We start from the raw sequence: 16,591 nt of genomic DNA on the forward strand, positions 1-16,591 counted from the left end.
GTCAGATGAGCGCCGGGCGCGGGCTCGTGGCCCGCAGCCGTCGGCGCAGCACGCGGAACAGGTCCTGCACCGCGTCGTAGTCGGTGGCATCCCAGCCCTGCGCCAGCTCGGGCAGGTGGGGTTCCAGCGCGGCGACGGCCGCCGGCAGGTGCCGGACACGGCCGCCGCCGAGCTCGATCCCGTCGCGCCGTCCGGCGCGCACGTTCCACTCGATCGCCTCCGCCGGGCTGAGCCCCGGCAGGTTCAGCGCGAGCCCGCCGTCGGCCAGCCGGACCGGGTAGCCGCCGGGCAGGCCGAGCGGTCCGGGCAGGCTGGTGTGCACCTCCGCGCCGGACAGCAGGTCGATGAGCAGCCGTGCCGCGGCGTGCCCGGCGATCGCGTTGAGCGCCGGGCGCGGCAGGGCCCGGTCGGGCGCCAGCAGCGCCGAAACCCCGGACACCGGCCTGCCGTCACGCCACGCCAGCACGTCGTCGCCCGGATCGTCCGGGGCGTCGAGGTGCGCGTGGTGGCCGAGCACGGCGAGGCGGCGCTGGTCGGGCAGCCCCAGCGCGGCCTGCAGGCAGGCCGCCAGGGTGGCGACGTTGCCGATGCCGCAGAGCACCGGCAGCCCCATGGCGGCCAGCAGCGGGTTGACCGCATCGGGGAAGCAGCCGTTGATCAGCGTGGTGTGCGGGCTGGCCGCGCCGATCGCGCGGGCCAGCCGCACCGCGACAGTGGCCTGCAGCGGCAGCGTCACCCCGAACCCGGCCGCGCCGATCAGCGTGGTCCACGGCGAGGGCCGGTGCACCTTCTCGTACGGCGACTGCGCGGACGCGCAGCACACCAGGTAGGTCGGCTGCAACCGGGCCAGGGTGGCGGTCTCCTCGCCGAGCCGCTCGCCGGTGAAGCTGATCGCCGTGCCGGCGACGGCGGCCCGGGCCCGGCAGTGCCGGGCGATCACCGCCACCGCGTCGGGATTGCGGGCGAGCACGGTGACCTCGATCGGGGCCGCGTTCAGCGCGCCGAGCGGCGGCGCGAGCGAGGCCAGCGACTCGCAGATCGAGGTCGCCAGCGAGCCGCTGCCGACGATGGCGATGTGCTGGTTCGTCATGGCTCAGACGGCGGGATCGCTGTGCACCGAGGCGATGCGGTTGCCCTCGTCGACGAAGACGACCTTCGGTTTGGCGTCGCGCGCCTCGTCGTCGGCCATGAGCGCGTATGCCGCGATGATGACCAGGTCGCCAGGGTGGATCAGGTGCGCGGCCGCGCCGTTGACACAGACCACACCGCTGCCGCGCTCCCCCTCGATGACGTAGGTCTCCAGCCTGGCCCCGTTGGTGACGTCCAGGACGTGGATGAGTTCACCGGGGAGCAGGTCGGCGGCGTCCATCAGGTCGGGGTCCAGCGTCAGCGAGCCGACGTAGTGCAGCTCGGCCTGGGTGACGGTGGCCCGGTGGACCTTGGACTTGAGCATGGTGCGGTACATATTCCGCGCAGCCTCCGATGACACGAACACGTCCGAGTGGGGGTTCGACAGCGAAGGTCCCGACCTTCGCGGAAGCCATTGTCACATGGAAATACTCGCACAGATAGTTGCTGTCACAGATATGCCAGAGCGCGCTCTAGTGCGCCGCCACATCCCTGTTATCCAGGTATTTCGTCCGCAAGAGCCGCTTGTCGATCTTGCCTAATCCGGTCAGCGGAAGGCGCTCCACGACGTCCATGCTGCGCGGTGCCCATAGTGAATTGAGGCGCTCCACACACCATTGCCGCAATTCGTCGACGTCGACCGAGACGCCCGGATGGAGCTGGAGCACCGCGTGCACCGCCTCGCCCAGCTTCTCGTCGGGGACGCCGATCACCGCGGCGGCACTGACCGCCGGATGGGCGTTCAGCACGTCCTCCACCGTGCGGGAGTACACGTTGGACGAGGTCAGCCCGGTCACGATCATGTCCTTGGCCCGGTCGACGAGGTACAGGTAGCCGTCCGCGTCGAAGTAGCCGACGTCCCCGGTGCGCAGCCAGCCGTCGACCAGCGTCTGCGTGGTCAGCTCGGGCTGCCCCCAGTAGCCGGAGGTCATCAGCCGCGCCGCCGCCCAGACCTCCCCGACCTCGCCGGGAGCGGCGGGCCGGCCCGCGTCGTCGCGGATCTCGACCCGGGACGGGGGCAGCGGCCTGCCGCACGAGGCCAGCCGCTCGGGCCGGTCCGGATCGTGCTGCGCGGTCGGGTACGCGGCGAGCAGCGTCGCCTCGCTCATGCCGTACGCGACCAGCAGCACCGGCCCGAATCGCGCCATGGCCTGCGCCAGCCGGGACGGCGCGATCGCGCTGCCCGCGCACGACAGCATGGTCAGGCTGCCGGTGTCGGTGCTCGCCAGGTCCGGATGGTCGAGCACCTGGTACAGCATCGGCGGCGGCAGCGTCGCCACGGTGATCCGCTCCCGCTGCACGGTGGCCAGGAACCGCCCCGCGTCGAAGCCGTCGTGCTGCACCAGCAGCCCGCCGCTGAACAGCGTTATCAGGCCCGCGGCCTGCTGGCTGGAGTGCCAGAACCCGGCCACCGCCAGCTGCCGCAGCCGCGGGGCGCCGGCGTCCAGGTGCCGCTGCGCGGCGGTGAGCACACCGGCGAAGAAGTCGTGCCGGTGGTGCACCAGTTTCGGCAGGCCCGTCGTGCCGCCGGTCTGGAACAGCGACTGCGGCTCGGCGTCGGCCGCCGGCGGCAGCGTGTCACCGGACGATCCGGCCACGTCGGGTCCGGCCCCGCCCGCGCCGATGCACAGCACCCGCAGGTGCGGCAGCCGGCCGGCCAGTGCCGCGCCCGGCGCGGCATGCGTGCGGGCGTCGTAGACGAACCCGTCGACCTCGGCCAGCGCCAGGTACTGCGCGCTGAGCGAGGGCGGGGCGTTGGGCGCCACCCACACCGAGCGGCAGCCGAGCAGGTGCAGTGCCAGCTGCGCGTACACGGCCTCGGGCTGGTTGCCCGCCAGGACCGCGATCGCCGAACCCGCCGCGACGCCGTGCCCGCGCAGCCGCTCCGCCATGCCCAGCACCCCGGCGCGCAGCTGCGCGTAGGTGATCCGCCGGTCGCCGGACACGATCGCCTCGGCCGTGCCGTGGCCCGCGAACAGCTCCAGCCCGCGCCTGACGTAGTCGCCCTCAGGCACCATGGCAGGCGACGCTGAGCGTGTCGTGTCCCCGCAGGATCAGCGGCTTGGGCGCGTTGCCCGGCTGCTGCGCCAGCGCCAGGTCGGGGAACCTCTCGAACAGCGCCGGGAAGGCGACCTGGCCTTCCAGGCGGCTCAGCGCAGCGCCGAGGCAGTAGTGCGGGCCGAAGCCGAAGCTGAGCGACCCCGGATCGGGCCGGGCCGGGTCGAAGTCGTCCGGGTCGGTGAACCGCGCCGGGTCCCGGTTCGCCGCGCCGATCATCACGAGCACCGCCTGCCCCGCCGGGCAGGGCACGCCTTCGATCTCGGCGTCCTCGGGCGCGTACCGGACCAGGATCTGCACCGGCGGCTCGAACCGCAGCATCTCGTCCACGTAGGACCCGACGTTGCCCGCGGTCAGCTCCGCCCGCAGCCGCGGCCGTTCCAGCAGCATCGTCAGGCCGTTGCCGAGCAGGTGCGTGGTCGTCACGAACCCGGCGTTGAAGGTGGTGATCAGGTTGGCGACGAGCGCGTCGTCGCTCAGGTCGGTGGCGGCCAGCAGGCTGATCAGGTCGTCGCGGGGATCCGCGCGGCGCAGCGCGACCAGGTCGGTGAAGTACGCCGACAGCTCCTTGGCCGCCGTGTCGGCGCGGACCATGTTGCGCCAGTTCGCGCCGTCGAGTTCGAGGATCGCCCCGATCGCCAGCACGCGCGGCCGGAACCAGGCCAGGTCGTCCTGCGGCACGCCCAGCAGCTCGGCCATCACGCTGCTCGGCAGCAGGTAGGCGAACTCGCCCATGAACTCGACCGGCCCGTCGGCGGCCAGCTGCGCCAGCCGGTCGAGCAGCCGGTGGGTCAGGTCGGTCATCGCGTGCTCCAGCGCGGCCACCCGCCGCGCGGTGAACGCCCGCCCGATGATCTGCCGTACGCCGTCGTGGGCCGGGCCGTCGGTGAAGAACATCGAGTCGCGCAGCACCCGCAGCGCGGGGTGCCGCCGCCACTGCGGGGTGTGCAGGTCCAGGTAGGCCGCGTCGAGCTGGCGGAACCGGGGGTCCTTGAGCACCTGGCCGACCGCCTCGAAGCCGTACACGGCGACGGCGAAGCCCTGCGCGCCGTCGTCGACGGGCTGCGCGACGCCCTCGCGGTGCAGGCGCGCGTAGAGCGCGGGCGGATCCACGCGTCCCTGCTCGGAAAGGAGCATCCCCAGGTCCATGGCCACAGTCCTACCACATGGCGGGAGCACTGGGAACGGGACTCGTCTATGGACAAACTCTCGTCCGAACCGCGGACTTCCTGGTCACGACGGACATCCCAGCGACGCGTCTACATATCGGACAGAGCGGTCGGCATCGACCGCGGGTGGCAGCAGTGCAAAATCTTGAGAGCGTTGGTCTACAAATATTTCAATTGAATGTCGGTATCTTGCGGCCAGGTATCGACAAGATTACCGTTCGCTCCATTCAGGCCGGACGGTGCCCGCCGCCACGGCCCACCCGGACCCGCCGGACGCCGGTGCCTCACCGAGGAGTAGGTCGTGCATCTCTCCACCCGCATACGTCGATTGCTCGCCGGACTCCTCCCAGGAACACTGCTCCTGGCCGCCGTCCTGGTGCTGCCCCCCAACGCCACCGCCGACGAGACCACGATCTCGGTCGACACCCTGCGCACCGGCTGGGACCAGAACGAACCCGGCCTGGCGCCCTCGGCGGTGTCGGCCGCCGACTTCGGCCAGCTGTTCTCCACCGCCGTCGACGGCCAGGTGTACGCCCAGCCGATCGTCGTGGCCGGCACCGTCATCGCCGTCACCGAACGCAACTGGGTCTACGGCCTCAACGCGGTGACCGGCGCGGTCACCTGGTCACGCAACGTCGGCCCGTCCTGGCCCGCCTCGGCCATCGGCTGCGGCGACCTGGTGCCCGACATCGGCATCACCAGCACTCCGGTGTACGACCCGGCGACCAACGCCGTGTACTTCATGGCCAAGGTCAATGACGGCCCGGACACCGCGCACCCCCACTTCTACCTGCACTCGGTCAACCCGGCGACCGGCGTCGAGCGGGCCGGCTGGCCGGTCACCATCCAGGGCTCGCCGACCAACGACCCGGCCAACGTGTTCAACCCGCGCACCGCCGCCCAGCGGCCGGGCCTGCTGCTGCTCGACGGCGTGATCTACGCCGGGTTCGCCAGCCACTGCGACTACGGCCCGTACGTCGGTTACGTCGCCGGGGTCAAGACGAGCACCCCGGCCATGTCCACGCTCTGGTCGACCGAGGCCGGCCGGTCCAACGGCATGGCCGGCATCTGGCAGTCCGGCGGCGGCCTGGTCTCCGACGGCCCCGGCCGGATCATCGTGGCCACCGGCAACGGCGTCTCTCCCGCCCCCGGCCCCGGTTTCAGCCCGCCCGGCACGCTGGCCGAGTCGGTCATCCGGCTGCAGGTCAACAGCGACGGTTCGCTGACCGCCCGCGACTTCTTCAGCCCGTTCAACAACACCAGGCTGGACCAGGACGACACCGACTTCGGCTCCGGCGGCCCGATGGCGCTGCCCGCCGGGTTCGGCACCCCGGCGCACCCGCGACTGCTCGTGCAGACCGGCAAGGACGGGCGCGTCTACCTGCTCGACCGCGACAACCTCGGCGGCAACGCGCAGGGTCCCGGCGGCACCGACGCCTCCGTCGGCGCACCCGCCGGGCCGTACAACGGCGTCTGGGGCCACCCCGCGTTCTGGGGCGGCGACGGCGGCTACGTCTACAACGTCGAGAACCAGGGCTTCCTGCGCGCGCTGAAGTACGGCGTCAACGGCAGCGGGCTGCCGGTGCTCAGCTCCGCCGGCACCAGCTCGTCGACGTTCGGCTACACCTCGGGTTCGCCGGTCGTCACGTCCACCGGCACCACGTCGGGCACCGCCATCGTCTGGGTCGTCTACAGCGACGCCTCGACCGGCGCCAACGGCCAGTTGCGGGCGTACGACGCGCTGCCCGTCAACGGGCGGCTGAACCTGCGCTACTCCGCGCCCATCGGCACCGCCACGAAGTTCGCCACGCCCGCCACCGACAACGGCCGCGTCTACGTCGGCACCCGCGACGGCCGGATCTACGGTTTCGGCCGGCCCACCACCTCGGCGCTGAACAGCCCGCCGACCGACTTCGGCAACGTCGCGGTCGCCGGCACCGCCAACGCCACCGTCACGGTGACCGCCACCCGCGCCGTGACGATCTCGGCGATCACGACCGCGGCCCCGTTCGGCGCCACCCCGCCCGCACTGCCGCGCAGCCTCACCACCGGGCAGACCCTGGCCGTGCCGGTGCGGTTCACCCCGACCGGCACCGGTGGCGCGACCGGCACCCTGACCTTCACGACCGACAGCGGCGTCGTCTCGTTCGACCTGCACGGCACGGGCACGCAGACCGGCCTGGGCGCGACGCCGTCGGCGCTGTCGTTCGGCACCGTGCCGACCGGCGCGAACAAGACGATCAGCGTGAGCATCGCCAACACCGGCACCTCGGCGGTCACCATCACCGGGTCCACGCCGCCCGCGGCGCCGTTCACCGCCACCGGATTCCCCGCCAACGGCTCCACGCTGGCCCCCGGCGCGTCCGTCTCGGTGTCGGTGAAGTACACCCCGACGGCCGCGGGCAACCAGACCGGCTCACTGACGGTGACCAGCAACGCGGGTGCGGTGACGGTGCCGATCTCCGGCACCGCGGTCACCGGCGCGCCGCACCTGACCATCACCCCCAACCCGGTCGCGTTCGGCTCGGTGCCGGTCGGCCAGACCGCCACGCACACCTTCGACATCGCCAACACCGGCAACATCACCCTCACCCTGACCAAGGCCGCGCCGCCGGTCGGCGCGTTCAACACCACCACCCCCGTCTCCGAGGGCCAGCAGCTCTCCCCCGGCGACGTCATCCACCAGACGGTCACCTTCACGCCGTCCGCCGTCGGGGCCCAGTCCGCGGTCTACTCGATCACCGGCGACGACGGCCAGGGCGCCATCGCCGTGCAGCTCACCGGCACCGGCGTCACCGGGACCGGCACCGTCAACGTCGCGGCGGGCAGGCCGACGTCGGCCTCCTCGGCACAGGGCGGCTACCCGGCGGGCAACGTCACCGACACCGACGCGGGCTCGTACTGGGAGAGCGCCAACAACGCGTTCCCGCAGTGGGTCCAGGTCGACCTCGGCGCGTCGACCAGCGTCGGCAAGGTGACCCTCAAGCTACCGCCGCCGGCGGCCTGGGCGACCCGGGTGCAGACCCTGTCGGTGCAGGGCAGCCTCGACGGGTCGAACTTCTCGACCGTCGTCGCATCGACGGGTTACACGTTCGACCCAGCCACCGGCAACACGGTCAGCATCGTCTTCCCTGCCGTCAACGCCCGCTACCTGCGGCTCAACATCACCGCGAACACCGGCTGGCCCGCAGGCCAGATCTCGGCCTTCGAGGTTTACGCCACCGGCACCGGCACCGGATCGGCCACGTTCGCGACGAACCCGTCGTCGCTGACGTTCGAGCCGACCACCGTCAACGACAACAGCGAATGGCAGACGGTCACGCTGTCCAACACGGGCACCGCCACCGCCACCGTCTCGTCGATCACCGCGACCGGCGACTACACCCTGGTCACCACCTGCGGCGCCACCCTCGCCCCCGGAGCGAACTGCACCGTCACGGTCACGTTCCACCCCACGGCGGCCGGCGTGCGCAACGGCACGCTGACCATCGCCGGCAACGCGACCAACAGCCCCAGGGCGGTCACGCTGACCGGCACCGGCACCACGAGCGGCACCGCGTCGGTGTCGGCCGCCCCCACCGCGATCACGTTCGCGGCGACCGCCGTCGGCGGATCGAGCACCGGCCAGACGATCACGGTGTCGAACACGGGCACTGCCGCCGCGACCGTCTCCTCGATCACGGCGACCGGTGACTTCACGCAGACCAACACCTGCGGCAGCACCCTCGCGACCGGGGCGTCCTGCCTGGTCACCGCCGTGTTCCGGCCGACCGCGACCGGCACCCGCACCGGGGCCCTGACGGTCACCAGCAGCGCGACCAACAGCCCGGCCACGGTGACGCTGAGCGGCACCGGCACCCCGGCGGCGAACGTCAACCTGGCCCTGAACAAGGCGACCAGCCAGTCGTCCAACACCCAGAACTACGGCTCGGGCAACGTCACCGACGGCAACGCCAGCAGCTACTGGGAGAGCAACAACAACGCGTTCCCGCAGTGGGTGCAGGTCGACCTGGGTTCCGCGCAGGCGGTCGGCCGGGTCGTGCTCAAGCTCCCGCCGGCCACCGCCTGGGCCACCCGCACGCAGGCCGTCGCCGTCACCGGCAGCACCGACGGGTCCACTTTCAACACCCTGAAGGCGACCGCGACCTACACCTTCGACCCGGCCACCGGAAACACGGTGACCATCACCTTCACGGCGGCCACGGCGCGACACCTGCGGCTGACCGTCACCGCCAACAGCGGCTGGCCGGCCGGGCAGATCTCCGAATTCGAGGCGTACACCTCCTAGGTTTCCGCCTGTCCAGGGGCCGGCGTCGCGCTACCGCGTGGCGTCGGCCCTCTGCCATGGCAGGCCGATCACCAGCGGGAGTTGAAACGCACGTCACGGCGGGTCGCGTCGGGAGCCGCGAACGCGAGCAGCCGCTCGCCCTCCTCCGTCAGGTCCTGCACGTCCCTGGTCGGAATCTGGAACAGGGGGCGCACGACCAGCGTCACCGCGCCCTTCTTCCTGGTCATCGTCCAGATCGCCTGGACGAAGCCGTCGACCAGGACCGTGCCGGGCACGACCCCGGGCACCGCGAAGACGTCGCGCCGGTCCCGGTCGTCCATGATCCGGAGACTGTCGTCGTACGCGTCGAGCATCGCGTCGAAGTCCGCCAGATAACGGGCGGGCGCGGGGGTGTCCGGGTGCGGCAGCGGGGCGTCGGGCAGGTCGAGCAGCTCGGCTCCCTGCTCGTCGCGGTCGGCCACCAGCCGGTCGCCGAGCCGGTCGACGACCTCGCCCAGCCCGCCCAGCCCCGACCAGGCCTGCATGTCCCGGACGGTCGCCGGCCCGAACGCGGCCAGATACCGCAGCACCAGGTCGTCGACGGTGGCCGGCGGGCCGTCGCCCGCGCCGAGCCAGTGCTCGGCAGTGGTGTACGCGGGCTGCCCGACCGCGCCCCACAGCCCGTGCGGCGGCACCTGCACCAGCGGCAGGCCGGCCCGCGCCGCCGCCCCGAGCGCGGCGGGATCGGCGTCGGGCCATCGCTCGGCGAGCGCGGCGCCCAGCTCCTTGACCGTGTACGGCCGCTGCTCGACCAGCACCCGCCCCGCCGCGGCGATCTCGGCGAGGTCCGCTCCGCGCAGCCGATCGCGGGACGCGGCGCTCAGATGCCGCTCCTGCACACCCTGCAACAGCGGCCGCAAGGTCCGGGCGTCCCGGGCGCTGACCAGGTGCGGCGTGGCCCGCATCAGCCCGACCCGGACGGCCGCCCGTGCGGTGACCAGCTCCGACAGATCCTCGACGCGGAACTCGCGCAGCCGCGTCCACAGCCCGAGGTAGGGCGGATTCGGCGACTGGGCGGGCAGCCCGGCGAGGTGCTCGACCGCCTCCAGCGGGCCCAGGGGTGAGCGCTCCAGCAGCAGCTGCCGCGCGAGCAGGGCACGGTTGAGGTCGCGGCGGGTCAGCATGGGTGGATCATTTCATGCCTTGCCGCCGCGACCGCCGTGAGCACGGCCGATGCCGCCGCGACACTGCTCGGCGTGCTCGACGCCGCCGACAGGGCCGCGTCGCCGAAAACCAGTGGCACCGGGACAGCCCGCTCGTCAGGATCATGCCCATGCTCGCTGACCTGTGGCCCCTGTACGGGCTTGCCGTCTCCACACCTCGGCTCGAACTTCGCCTCCCCCGTGAGGAGGAACTGGCGAAGCTCGCCCACCTCGCGGGCCTCGGGGTGCACCGCGCGGACGAACGTCCGTTCCTGACGCCCTGGACCGAAGGCAGCGCCGACGACCGGGCGCGCTCCGTGCTGCAGGGACACTGGGGCAAGCTCGCCGACTGGAGCCCGGCAGCGTGGCAGCTGGGACTCGGGGTCTTCCGCGACGAAGCTCCGCTCGGCGTGGTCACACTCCGCTCACGCGACTTCCCGGTCGTTCGGGAGGTCATGACATCGGCGTGGCTGGGGATCGACCACCAGGGCAAGGGTTACGGCACCGAGGCCCGGACCGGCCTGCTGACGCTGGCCTTCGAGCACCTCGGCGCCCGCGCCGCGCGCACCGAGGTGTTCCAGGACAACCACGCCTCCCAGGGCGTATCCCGCAAGCTGGGCTACGAGCACGACGGCATCTCCGTCGACGCGCGTGGCGACGAGGCCCTGGTGTCCGACCGCCTCCGGCTCACCCGGGAAAGGTGGCTTCAGCAGCAGCGACCCGCGGTGACGGTGCACGGGATCGCGGCTTGCCTGCCGACCTTCGGCCTCTGACGAGCTGGGGGCCGATCGGTGCGCGTGGGCGACGCCCGCCGCCGACGGGCTACGAACAGGGAGTGCGAAATGCGATGCCGGTACGCAGTGGCAGCGACTGCGTGCGGGGAAAGCGCAACACGTGGTACCTGAGGTCGGCGGTTTCCACGGCGAAGCCCGAGCACGGCGGGTAAGGGTTGACGCCGGTGACCCGCAGCGCCAGCCAGATCATGATCTGGTCGTTCGGGCCGACGGTCACCGGCCGGAACGGCGTGGCGTCTTCGGGCCGGCAGCACTCCGCGCTCTGTCCGGCGTGTTCGAGCATCGTCACGGCGTCGACGGCCACGTCCGGGCTGCTGAGCGCGACCTCGTCGAGGGCTATCGGCAGCGGCCCCGGATTGCGGACCGTGACGGCGATCCGCACCGCATTGCCTGGTCGAAGTTCATGCACGGCGACGTTCCGGGCGCCTTCCTCGAAGACGGCCCCCTCCCCGACGTTCCAGCTGTCGCCATGCTCCAACTCGTAGGTCAGGCATACGAGGAGACAGCTCGCCGCTATCCCGAGCAGCGCGATCGCGCCCGTCCACATCCACCGTCCGCGCGCCCGGCTCACGTCACGACTCTAGGGCGACGATGCGACCTTCGCTGCCCGGCGAAGGTGCGCACGTCTGCGCCCGCGTTCGGTGTTGGCATACTCTGGCTCGGTGCCTCATGCCTCCGCTGGCGGCCTCGGGTCCGCCCGAGCGGTTTATCCAGGGACGTTCGATCCCTTCACGCCAGGTCATTTTGACGTAGTCGACCGGTCACGCCACATGTTCGACCAGGTCACGATCCTGGTTGCCGTCAACGGCGCCAAGCGGCCGTCCCAGACGACTGCCGCCCGGGCGGGGGAGATCAGGAGCTCGCTTCCGGTGGGCTGGGAGAACGTCGCGGTGGCCACCTGGCACGGGTTGACCGTGGACTACTGCCGGCGGAACGGGTGCAGGGTGATCATCCGCGGGGTCAGGAACTCGGCCGATTACCTGTACGAGCACGAACTCGCCGCGACGAACGAGGCGCTGGGCGTGACGACGTTGTTCGTGCCGGCTCGGCCTGAATTGGTGACGATGTCGTCCACCGCCGTGCGGGCTTTGCGAGCCTGAGGTCATGACGCGTGCGCGCGTCTGATGACGGCGAGAACAGGCCCAGACTCGTGATCAAGGTGCCCGAGCAGTCCGCCGAGTGGCTTACGCGCGTCGTGGAACCTCGTCGTCGAACACGGCCCCACCATCGATCCCGCCCACTGCGAACGGGTCCTGAGCGCACTCGTCCGCCGGTGAAATGTCGGACCGGTGGGCTACCTTGCCGCCATGATCCGTGGCCGACTCGATCAGCACATCCTCGACGCGGTGCGCAGTGATGTGGCAGCGGCCGTGATGGAGTTCGACGATGCTCGCGCATGGCTCGATGCCGTGGCACCGGAGCCGATGGAGCCGCTGGGAGCCGAGGCGTGGGTGTTCGATCCGGAGTTTACCCGGGTCGTGCTGGTCCGGCACCCTTGGCGGGCCTGGGTGCCGCCGGGCGGCATGGTCGAGCCCGGGGAGACGCCTCGCGAGGCGGCGGCGCGAGAGTTGTTCGAGGAGACCGGGCTGCACGTCGAGCTCCTCGCCCAGCCGGCGGCGGCGGCCGTGCGCTCGTTCCATCCCGAGATGCCGGTGACGCTGTCGCTCTCCTACGTCGCGGTCGTCGACCCCTCGACACCCCTGACCGGCGAGCATGGGCAACCTGCTGCCTGGATGAGGCTGGATCAGGACTGGGAGAGCTACTTCCCTGACGACGCGTCCCGGATGCGTGACCTGGTGTCGACCTGGCGATGATCGCCCCCACCGGCTCGATCGGTTCGGCACCACGACTCTGACGCGCTGCGGTGCACGGCCACGGATCGGCGGATCAGGTCAGTGGCAGCATGTCGCCGACCGCCGCGAGATCCGCCTCGGGCACGGCGAGTTCCAGCGAGCGAGCACGGGTGGCGTCATGATTTACTGCGGGATGCCCGATTTAACGGAATGCCCCGGCCGAGGGCCGTGGTGGAGGCGGTTCCACCACGGCCCCAAGACCACTAACCGACGCCGATGGCGACGGCCAGCTCGGCGGCCGACTCCGGATACCGGGTCAGCAGGTCGTTGACCGGGCCGGTGCCGGATGCGTGCGCCGGCTCCGCCCAGGTGCCGTCGCAGCCGAGCAGGGCGGCGAGCGCGTCGGTCGGCTCCGGATGGGCGGCCAGCAGCACCGCGACCGGACCGGCCTGGCCGCGCGGCGCGACGGCCGGAGCCGCCGGGTCCACGGCCGCCGCCGACCAGGGCGGGGTCCACGCGTCGAGGGTCGCGAGGTCTCCTGGGAATACCCGGCCGGCCTCGCGGACCAGCAGGCCGACGTGGTCGCCGCCCTCCTTGCGCAGGGTCGTGATCAGCGTCGGCAGCCACGGCAGGAGCACCGCGTCGGGCAGCCGCCCGAACGCCTGCGAGATCGCCTCGACGACGAACCCGGCCAGCGCCGGCACCGGTTCCAGGGCCTGCACGAACCCGCTCAGATACTGCGGGTACGCGGGCAGCACCAGCGGGTTGTCCAGCAGTTGCGCGCAGCGTTCGCGCAGCTCGGTCCGGGGCAGCACGCCGAGCTGGTGCTGCGCGGCCCACAGCAGCGCCGTCTTGCCGGGCGTCGTCGGGTGCGACTGCGCCACAGCCAGCTCCAGCTGGGCCCGGTCGCAGCCCAGCGACAGCGCCAGACTCTCCATGCTGAACAGGAAGCCCAGCATCGCGGCGACCTGCTTCGTGCCGGTCTCCTCCTCGACGAAGGCTTTCGGCAGCAGCGTGCAGTAGTGGGCGTACCCGGCCTTGACGAACGCCTCCAGCCAGGCGGGCAGCACCGGCTCGGTGGCCCGGTAGTGGGCCAGCAGGCGGCGGGCCCGGCGCAGCACGTCAGGGGCGTCGTCGACGGTCCGTTCGGCGGCCAGCAGGTCGACCGCGCGAGCACCCAGCTCGTCGGCGAAGCGGCGGCTGCGCAGGTACAGCGTGGCGTCCTCGACCGCGCCGAGGGCGACCGCGGCGGTGGCCTGCGGGCCCCATACCGAGCGGCGCAGCCGCTGTTCGAGCACCTGCTCGACGGTGATGCCCTCGTAGCCGAGTTCGATCAGCTCCCGCTGGTGGGTGCCCAGCGCCAGGTCCCAGGATTCCTGGATGGCCCGGTGGCCGAGCCGCCGCTCACCCATGATCGGGCGGGCCGCGCCCTGGGGCAGCAGGTGCCGCAGGATCCACAGCAGGTCGGAGCACTTGCCCAGCACCGGATCGCCGGCGATGTCGAGCAGGGCCCGCTGCACGCCGCGCTGCTCCAGTTTGAGGCCGAGCGGCGCGAGCCGGTCGTGCACGTCGCGGGCCAGCGGCGGCAGCGACTCGTAGCCGACCTGCCCGATCCGGTCGCCGCCGAGCATGATCTCGCAGAGCCGCCGCACGTCGCGGCGGCCGGGCACGGACTCCTTCTCGATGCAGGTGACGGCCGCGTCCTGGAAGTCGTACGGGGTGGGCCGGGCCCGGCCGCGCATCCCGGCGAGCAGGATCGACGTCTCGAACACGGCGATGGCGTCGGCGGTGCTGGACAGGTAGCCGTTGCGCCGGGCCAGCCGGACGATCTCCACGGACCAGCCGAGCAGCTCGTCCTCGTCGAGCGTGTCGAGCACCGGCGGCCGGGCGAGGAACCCGGACAGCCGGTCGGCGACCTGCTGCGACTGCGACGACACCGGCGCGACCGGCTTGGCCTTCTTCTTCGCCGCCCGGCCGCCCTGCTGGCCTTCCAGCTGGTACGGGACGACGCCGGTGCGGCTCAGTGACTTCGCGAAGACCGCCGCGGCGATCGACACCGCGCCCGAAGCCAGCCCGAACTGGGCCTCGATCGAGGAGTGGCTGGACGGGATCAGTCCGTAGTGCCACTTCGTGGCGGTCCGGGGGCTGATCTCGTAGGTGTCCGCGCCGTGCAGGCCGAACTCGTCGACGTGGCTGGCGGCGTGGAAAGCCCCGCAGACGTAGAGGGTGTCGGCCGCGTCGATGCCGGATACGGCGAGGTGCTGCCGCATCCGGGTCCACATGTAGCGCTCGCGTTCCTCGTCGGAAGTGACGCGGTCGTGCGCGCCGGGGGCCAGCCGCCGGAACAGGCTGCCGATCAGGACCATGACCTGCCGGTACGTGTCATAGTCGGCGTCGCCGAGGGGCTGCTCGACGTACTGGTCCCACCACTCCGACCAGTGCCGCACCTTGCCGTGGTGCAGCAGGTGCTCCTCCAGTTCGGCGAAGCGCGGCCGCAGGTCGCCGATCTCCACACCGACGGCGTCGCCGTGCAGGTCGGCGTCCTCGGCCGGTTCCACGCCGGGCTCGGCGGTCGGCTCGGCCGACTTGTCCTTGCGCGGCTGCCACTGGAACACGTGGTCGGTGGACCGGTCCACGAGCACCAGCTCGACCCCGGGCGTGTCCAGGGCGTACGCGATGGCCTGGTATTCGGCCGACGCGTCGGTGATCGGCGCGACCACCGACAGCGGCGCCCAGTCCTGCGGGAAGCCGTCCAGTTCGGACGCGAACGCCTGCACCGCGACCGGCAGGCGGCAGTTGCGCAGCTCGGTGAGCAGCGGTGTCATGTCCTCGCACAGCTCCAGGTAGATGACCTTGGGCTGCTTCTCGCGCAGCCTGCGGGCCATCGCCATCGCGGACGCGGGCGAGTGGTGGCACACCGGGAAGATCTCCAGCGGCTCGGCCAGCGCCCGGTCGACGTCGTCCACGATGCCGGAGAGGATCCCGGCGAGCGCGTCCGGCCCGTCGGCGAGCGCCGCCGCCGCGTCGAGCAGCTGCGTGCGCAGCGCCCCGAAGGTCGGTGTGCTCATGACAGCGTCTTGATCGCTTCGCGGCCGCCTTCGAGGAACTCGGTCCACGAGCCGCCCTCGGCCTTGCTGCGCGGCTCGACGACGCCGTGCCAGTACTTGTTGAGGATGGCCAGGTCCTCCGGGGTGCGGCGAGCCAGCGAGCCGACCAGCGAGCCGGCCAGGGTCTGTGCGCGCAGGGCGCGGTCGCCGAAGAAGTTGCTGTGCAGGATCGCGTCTTCGAGCACGCCGATCTGCTCGGCCGTGGACAGCGCCGATTCGAGTTTCTCGTCGTCGCTGCCCGCGGACGCGGCGGCGGCGCGCAGGTCGGCGAAGCTCTGCAGCAGGATGTCGAGCAGCGTCGGCGGCAGGTCCAGCTCGATCTGGTGCCGGCGCAGCAGCTCCACGGTGCGGAAGCGTACGATCTCGGCCTCGCTCTTCTTGTTGGTCACCACCGGGATGCGCACGAAGTTGAACCGGCGCTTGAGCGCCGACGACAGGTCGTTGACGCCCCGGTCGCGGCTGTTGGCGGTCGCGATGATGGAGAAGCCGGGCTTGGCGAACACGATGTTGTCGTCGTCCAGCTCGGGGATGGAGACGTACTTCTCGGACAGGATCGAGATCAGGGCGTCCTGCACGTCGCTGGTGGAGCGGGTCAGCTCCTCGAAGCGGCCGATGACGCCCTGCTCCATCGCCGTCATGATCGGCGACGGGATCATCGAGGCCCGGGACTGGCCGTTGGCGATGACCGCCGACACGTTCCAGGAGTACTTGATGTGGTCCTCGGTGGTGCCCGCGGTGCCCTGCACGACCAGGGTCGAGTTGCGGCTGATCGCGGCGGCCAGCAGCTCGGCCAGCCAGCTCTTGCCGGTGCCCGGGTCGCCGATGAGCAGCAGTCCGCGGTCGGAGGCCAGCGTCACGATGGCGCGTTCGACGAAACTGCGGTCGCCGAACCACTTCTGGGCGACTTCGCGGGGCAGGCCGTCGGCGCGCTCGCTGCCCAGGATGAACAGCCGCACCATCTTGGGGCTCAGCCGCCACGAGAACGGCTTCGGGCCGTCGTCGATCGACTCCAGCCAGTCCAGCTCCTCGGCGTACTTGGTCTCGGCGGGGGCGCGCAGCATCTCGGTCATGGT

At 71.7% G+C, this 16,591-nt stretch carries 12 protein-coding genes; 4 read left to right on the top strand and 8 right to left on the bottom strand.

Annotated features, from left to right (window positions below; genetic code table 11):
- Position 1: 1 nt before the first annotated feature.
- The 4 genes from HAV39_RS01835 to HAV39_RS01850 all read right to left on the bottom strand — a co-directional run bounded on the left by HAV39_RS01835 (position 2) and on the right by HAV39_RS01850 (position 4,335).
- Entirely contained in the window at positions 2 to 1,090 is a 1,089-nt protein-coding gene (locus HAV39_RS01835) for a potassium transporter TrkA (protein WP_191837370.1), read from the bottom strand.
- A 3-nt stretch (positions 1,091 to 1,093) separates the two neighbouring features.
- Entirely contained in the window at positions 1,094 to 1,465 is a 372-nt protein-coding gene (gene panD / locus HAV39_RS01840) for an aspartate 1-decarboxylase (protein WP_191837371.1), read from the bottom strand.
- Between the two features lie 136 nt (positions 1,466 to 1,601).
- The gene (locus tag HAV39_RS01845; RefSeq protein ID WP_191837372.1) at positions 1,602 to 3,146 is read right to left on the bottom strand and encodes an AMP-binding protein; all 1,545 of its coding nucleotides are present in this window, start codon (positions 3,144 to 3,146) and stop codon (positions 1,602 to 1,604) included.
- Positions 3,136 to 4,335 carry a cytochrome P450 gene (locus tag HAV39_RS01850; RefSeq protein WP_191837373.1) on the bottom strand — a complete coding sequence of 400 codons (1,200 nt, stop codon included), beginning with the start codon at positions 4,333 to 4,335 and terminating at the stop codon, positions 3,136 to 3,138. Before HAV39_RS01850 ends, HAV39_RS01845 begins: the two co-directional genes overlap by 11 nt.
- Before the next feature lie 321 nt (positions 4,336 to 4,656).
- Between HAV39_RS01850 and HAV39_RS01855 the strand changes: the two genes are divergently transcribed.
- Entirely contained in the window at positions 4,657 to 8,643 is a 3,987-nt protein-coding gene (locus HAV39_RS01855) for a choice-of-anchor D domain-containing protein (protein WP_191837374.1), read from the top strand.
- A 68-nt stretch (positions 8,644 to 8,711) separates the two neighbouring features.
- Here HAV39_RS01855 and HAV39_RS01860 read toward each other — a convergent pair whose 3' ends face one another.
- On the bottom strand, positions 8,712 to 9,806 hold the full coding sequence (locus HAV39_RS01860; protein ID WP_191837375.1) for a winged helix DNA-binding domain-containing protein: 1,095 nt from the start codon (positions 9,804 to 9,806) through the stop codon (positions 8,712 to 8,714).
- A gap of 149 nt (positions 9,807 to 9,955) precedes the next feature.
- On the opposite strand from HAV39_RS01860, the gene HAV39_RS01865 reads away from it, so the two are divergent.
- Positions 9,956 to 10,597 (top strand): GNAT family N-acetyltransferase, encoded by a 642-nt coding sequence (locus HAV39_RS01865; RefSeq protein ID WP_191837376.1) that lies wholly within the window; start codon positions 9,956 to 9,958, stop codon positions 10,595 to 10,597.
- Positions 10,598 to 10,646: 49 nt separating this feature from the next.
- Here the strand turns inward: HAV39_RS01865 and HAV39_RS01870 are convergent, their stop codons facing one another.
- On the bottom strand, positions 10,647 to 11,189 hold the full coding sequence (locus HAV39_RS01870; RefSeq protein ID WP_191837377.1) for a hypothetical protein: 543 nt from the start codon (positions 11,187 to 11,189) through the stop codon (positions 10,647 to 10,649).
- A gap of 91 nt (positions 11,190 to 11,280) precedes the next feature.
- On the opposite strand from HAV39_RS01870, the gene coaD reads away from it, so the two are divergent.
- Both coaD and HAV39_RS01880 read left to right on the top strand, forming a co-directional pair.
- A complete protein-coding gene (gene coaD, locus HAV39_RS01875; protein WP_191837378.1) occupies positions 11,281 to 11,718 on the top strand; it encodes a pantetheine-phosphate adenylyltransferase in 438 nt (145 codons plus the stop codon).
- Positions 11,719 to 11,925: 207 nt separating this feature from the next.
- Positions 11,926 to 12,432, top strand: coding sequence for an NUDIX domain-containing protein (locus HAV39_RS01880; RefSeq protein WP_191837379.1), 507 nt, complete (start codon positions 11,926 to 11,928; stop codon positions 12,430 to 12,432).
- A 242-nt stretch (positions 12,433 to 12,674) separates the two neighbouring features.
- On the opposite strand, the gene HAV39_RS01885 is transcribed toward HAV39_RS01880, so the two are convergent.
- Together HAV39_RS01885 and HAV39_RS01890 are read right to left on the bottom strand one after the other, a co-directional pair.
- The gene (locus tag HAV39_RS01885) at positions 12,675 to 15,479 is read right to left on the bottom strand and encodes a DUF5682 family protein (protein WP_191837380.1); all 2,805 of its coding nucleotides are present in this window, start codon (positions 15,477 to 15,479) and stop codon (positions 12,675 to 12,677) included.
- Positions 15,476 to 16,588, bottom strand: a complete 1,113-nt coding sequence (locus tag HAV39_RS01890) for an ATP-binding protein (protein ID WP_191837381.1) — start codon at positions 16,586 to 16,588, stop codon at positions 15,476 to 15,478. The genes HAV39_RS01885 and HAV39_RS01890 overlap by 4 nt, the downstream gene beginning before the upstream one ends.
- Positions 16,589 to 16,591 lie beyond the last annotated feature (3 nt).

It is taken from the genome of Catellatospora chokoriensis (assembly GCF_011297315.1).
Lineage (GTDB): Bacteria > Actinomycetota > Actinomycetes > Mycobacteriales > Micromonosporaceae > Catellatospora > Catellatospora citrea.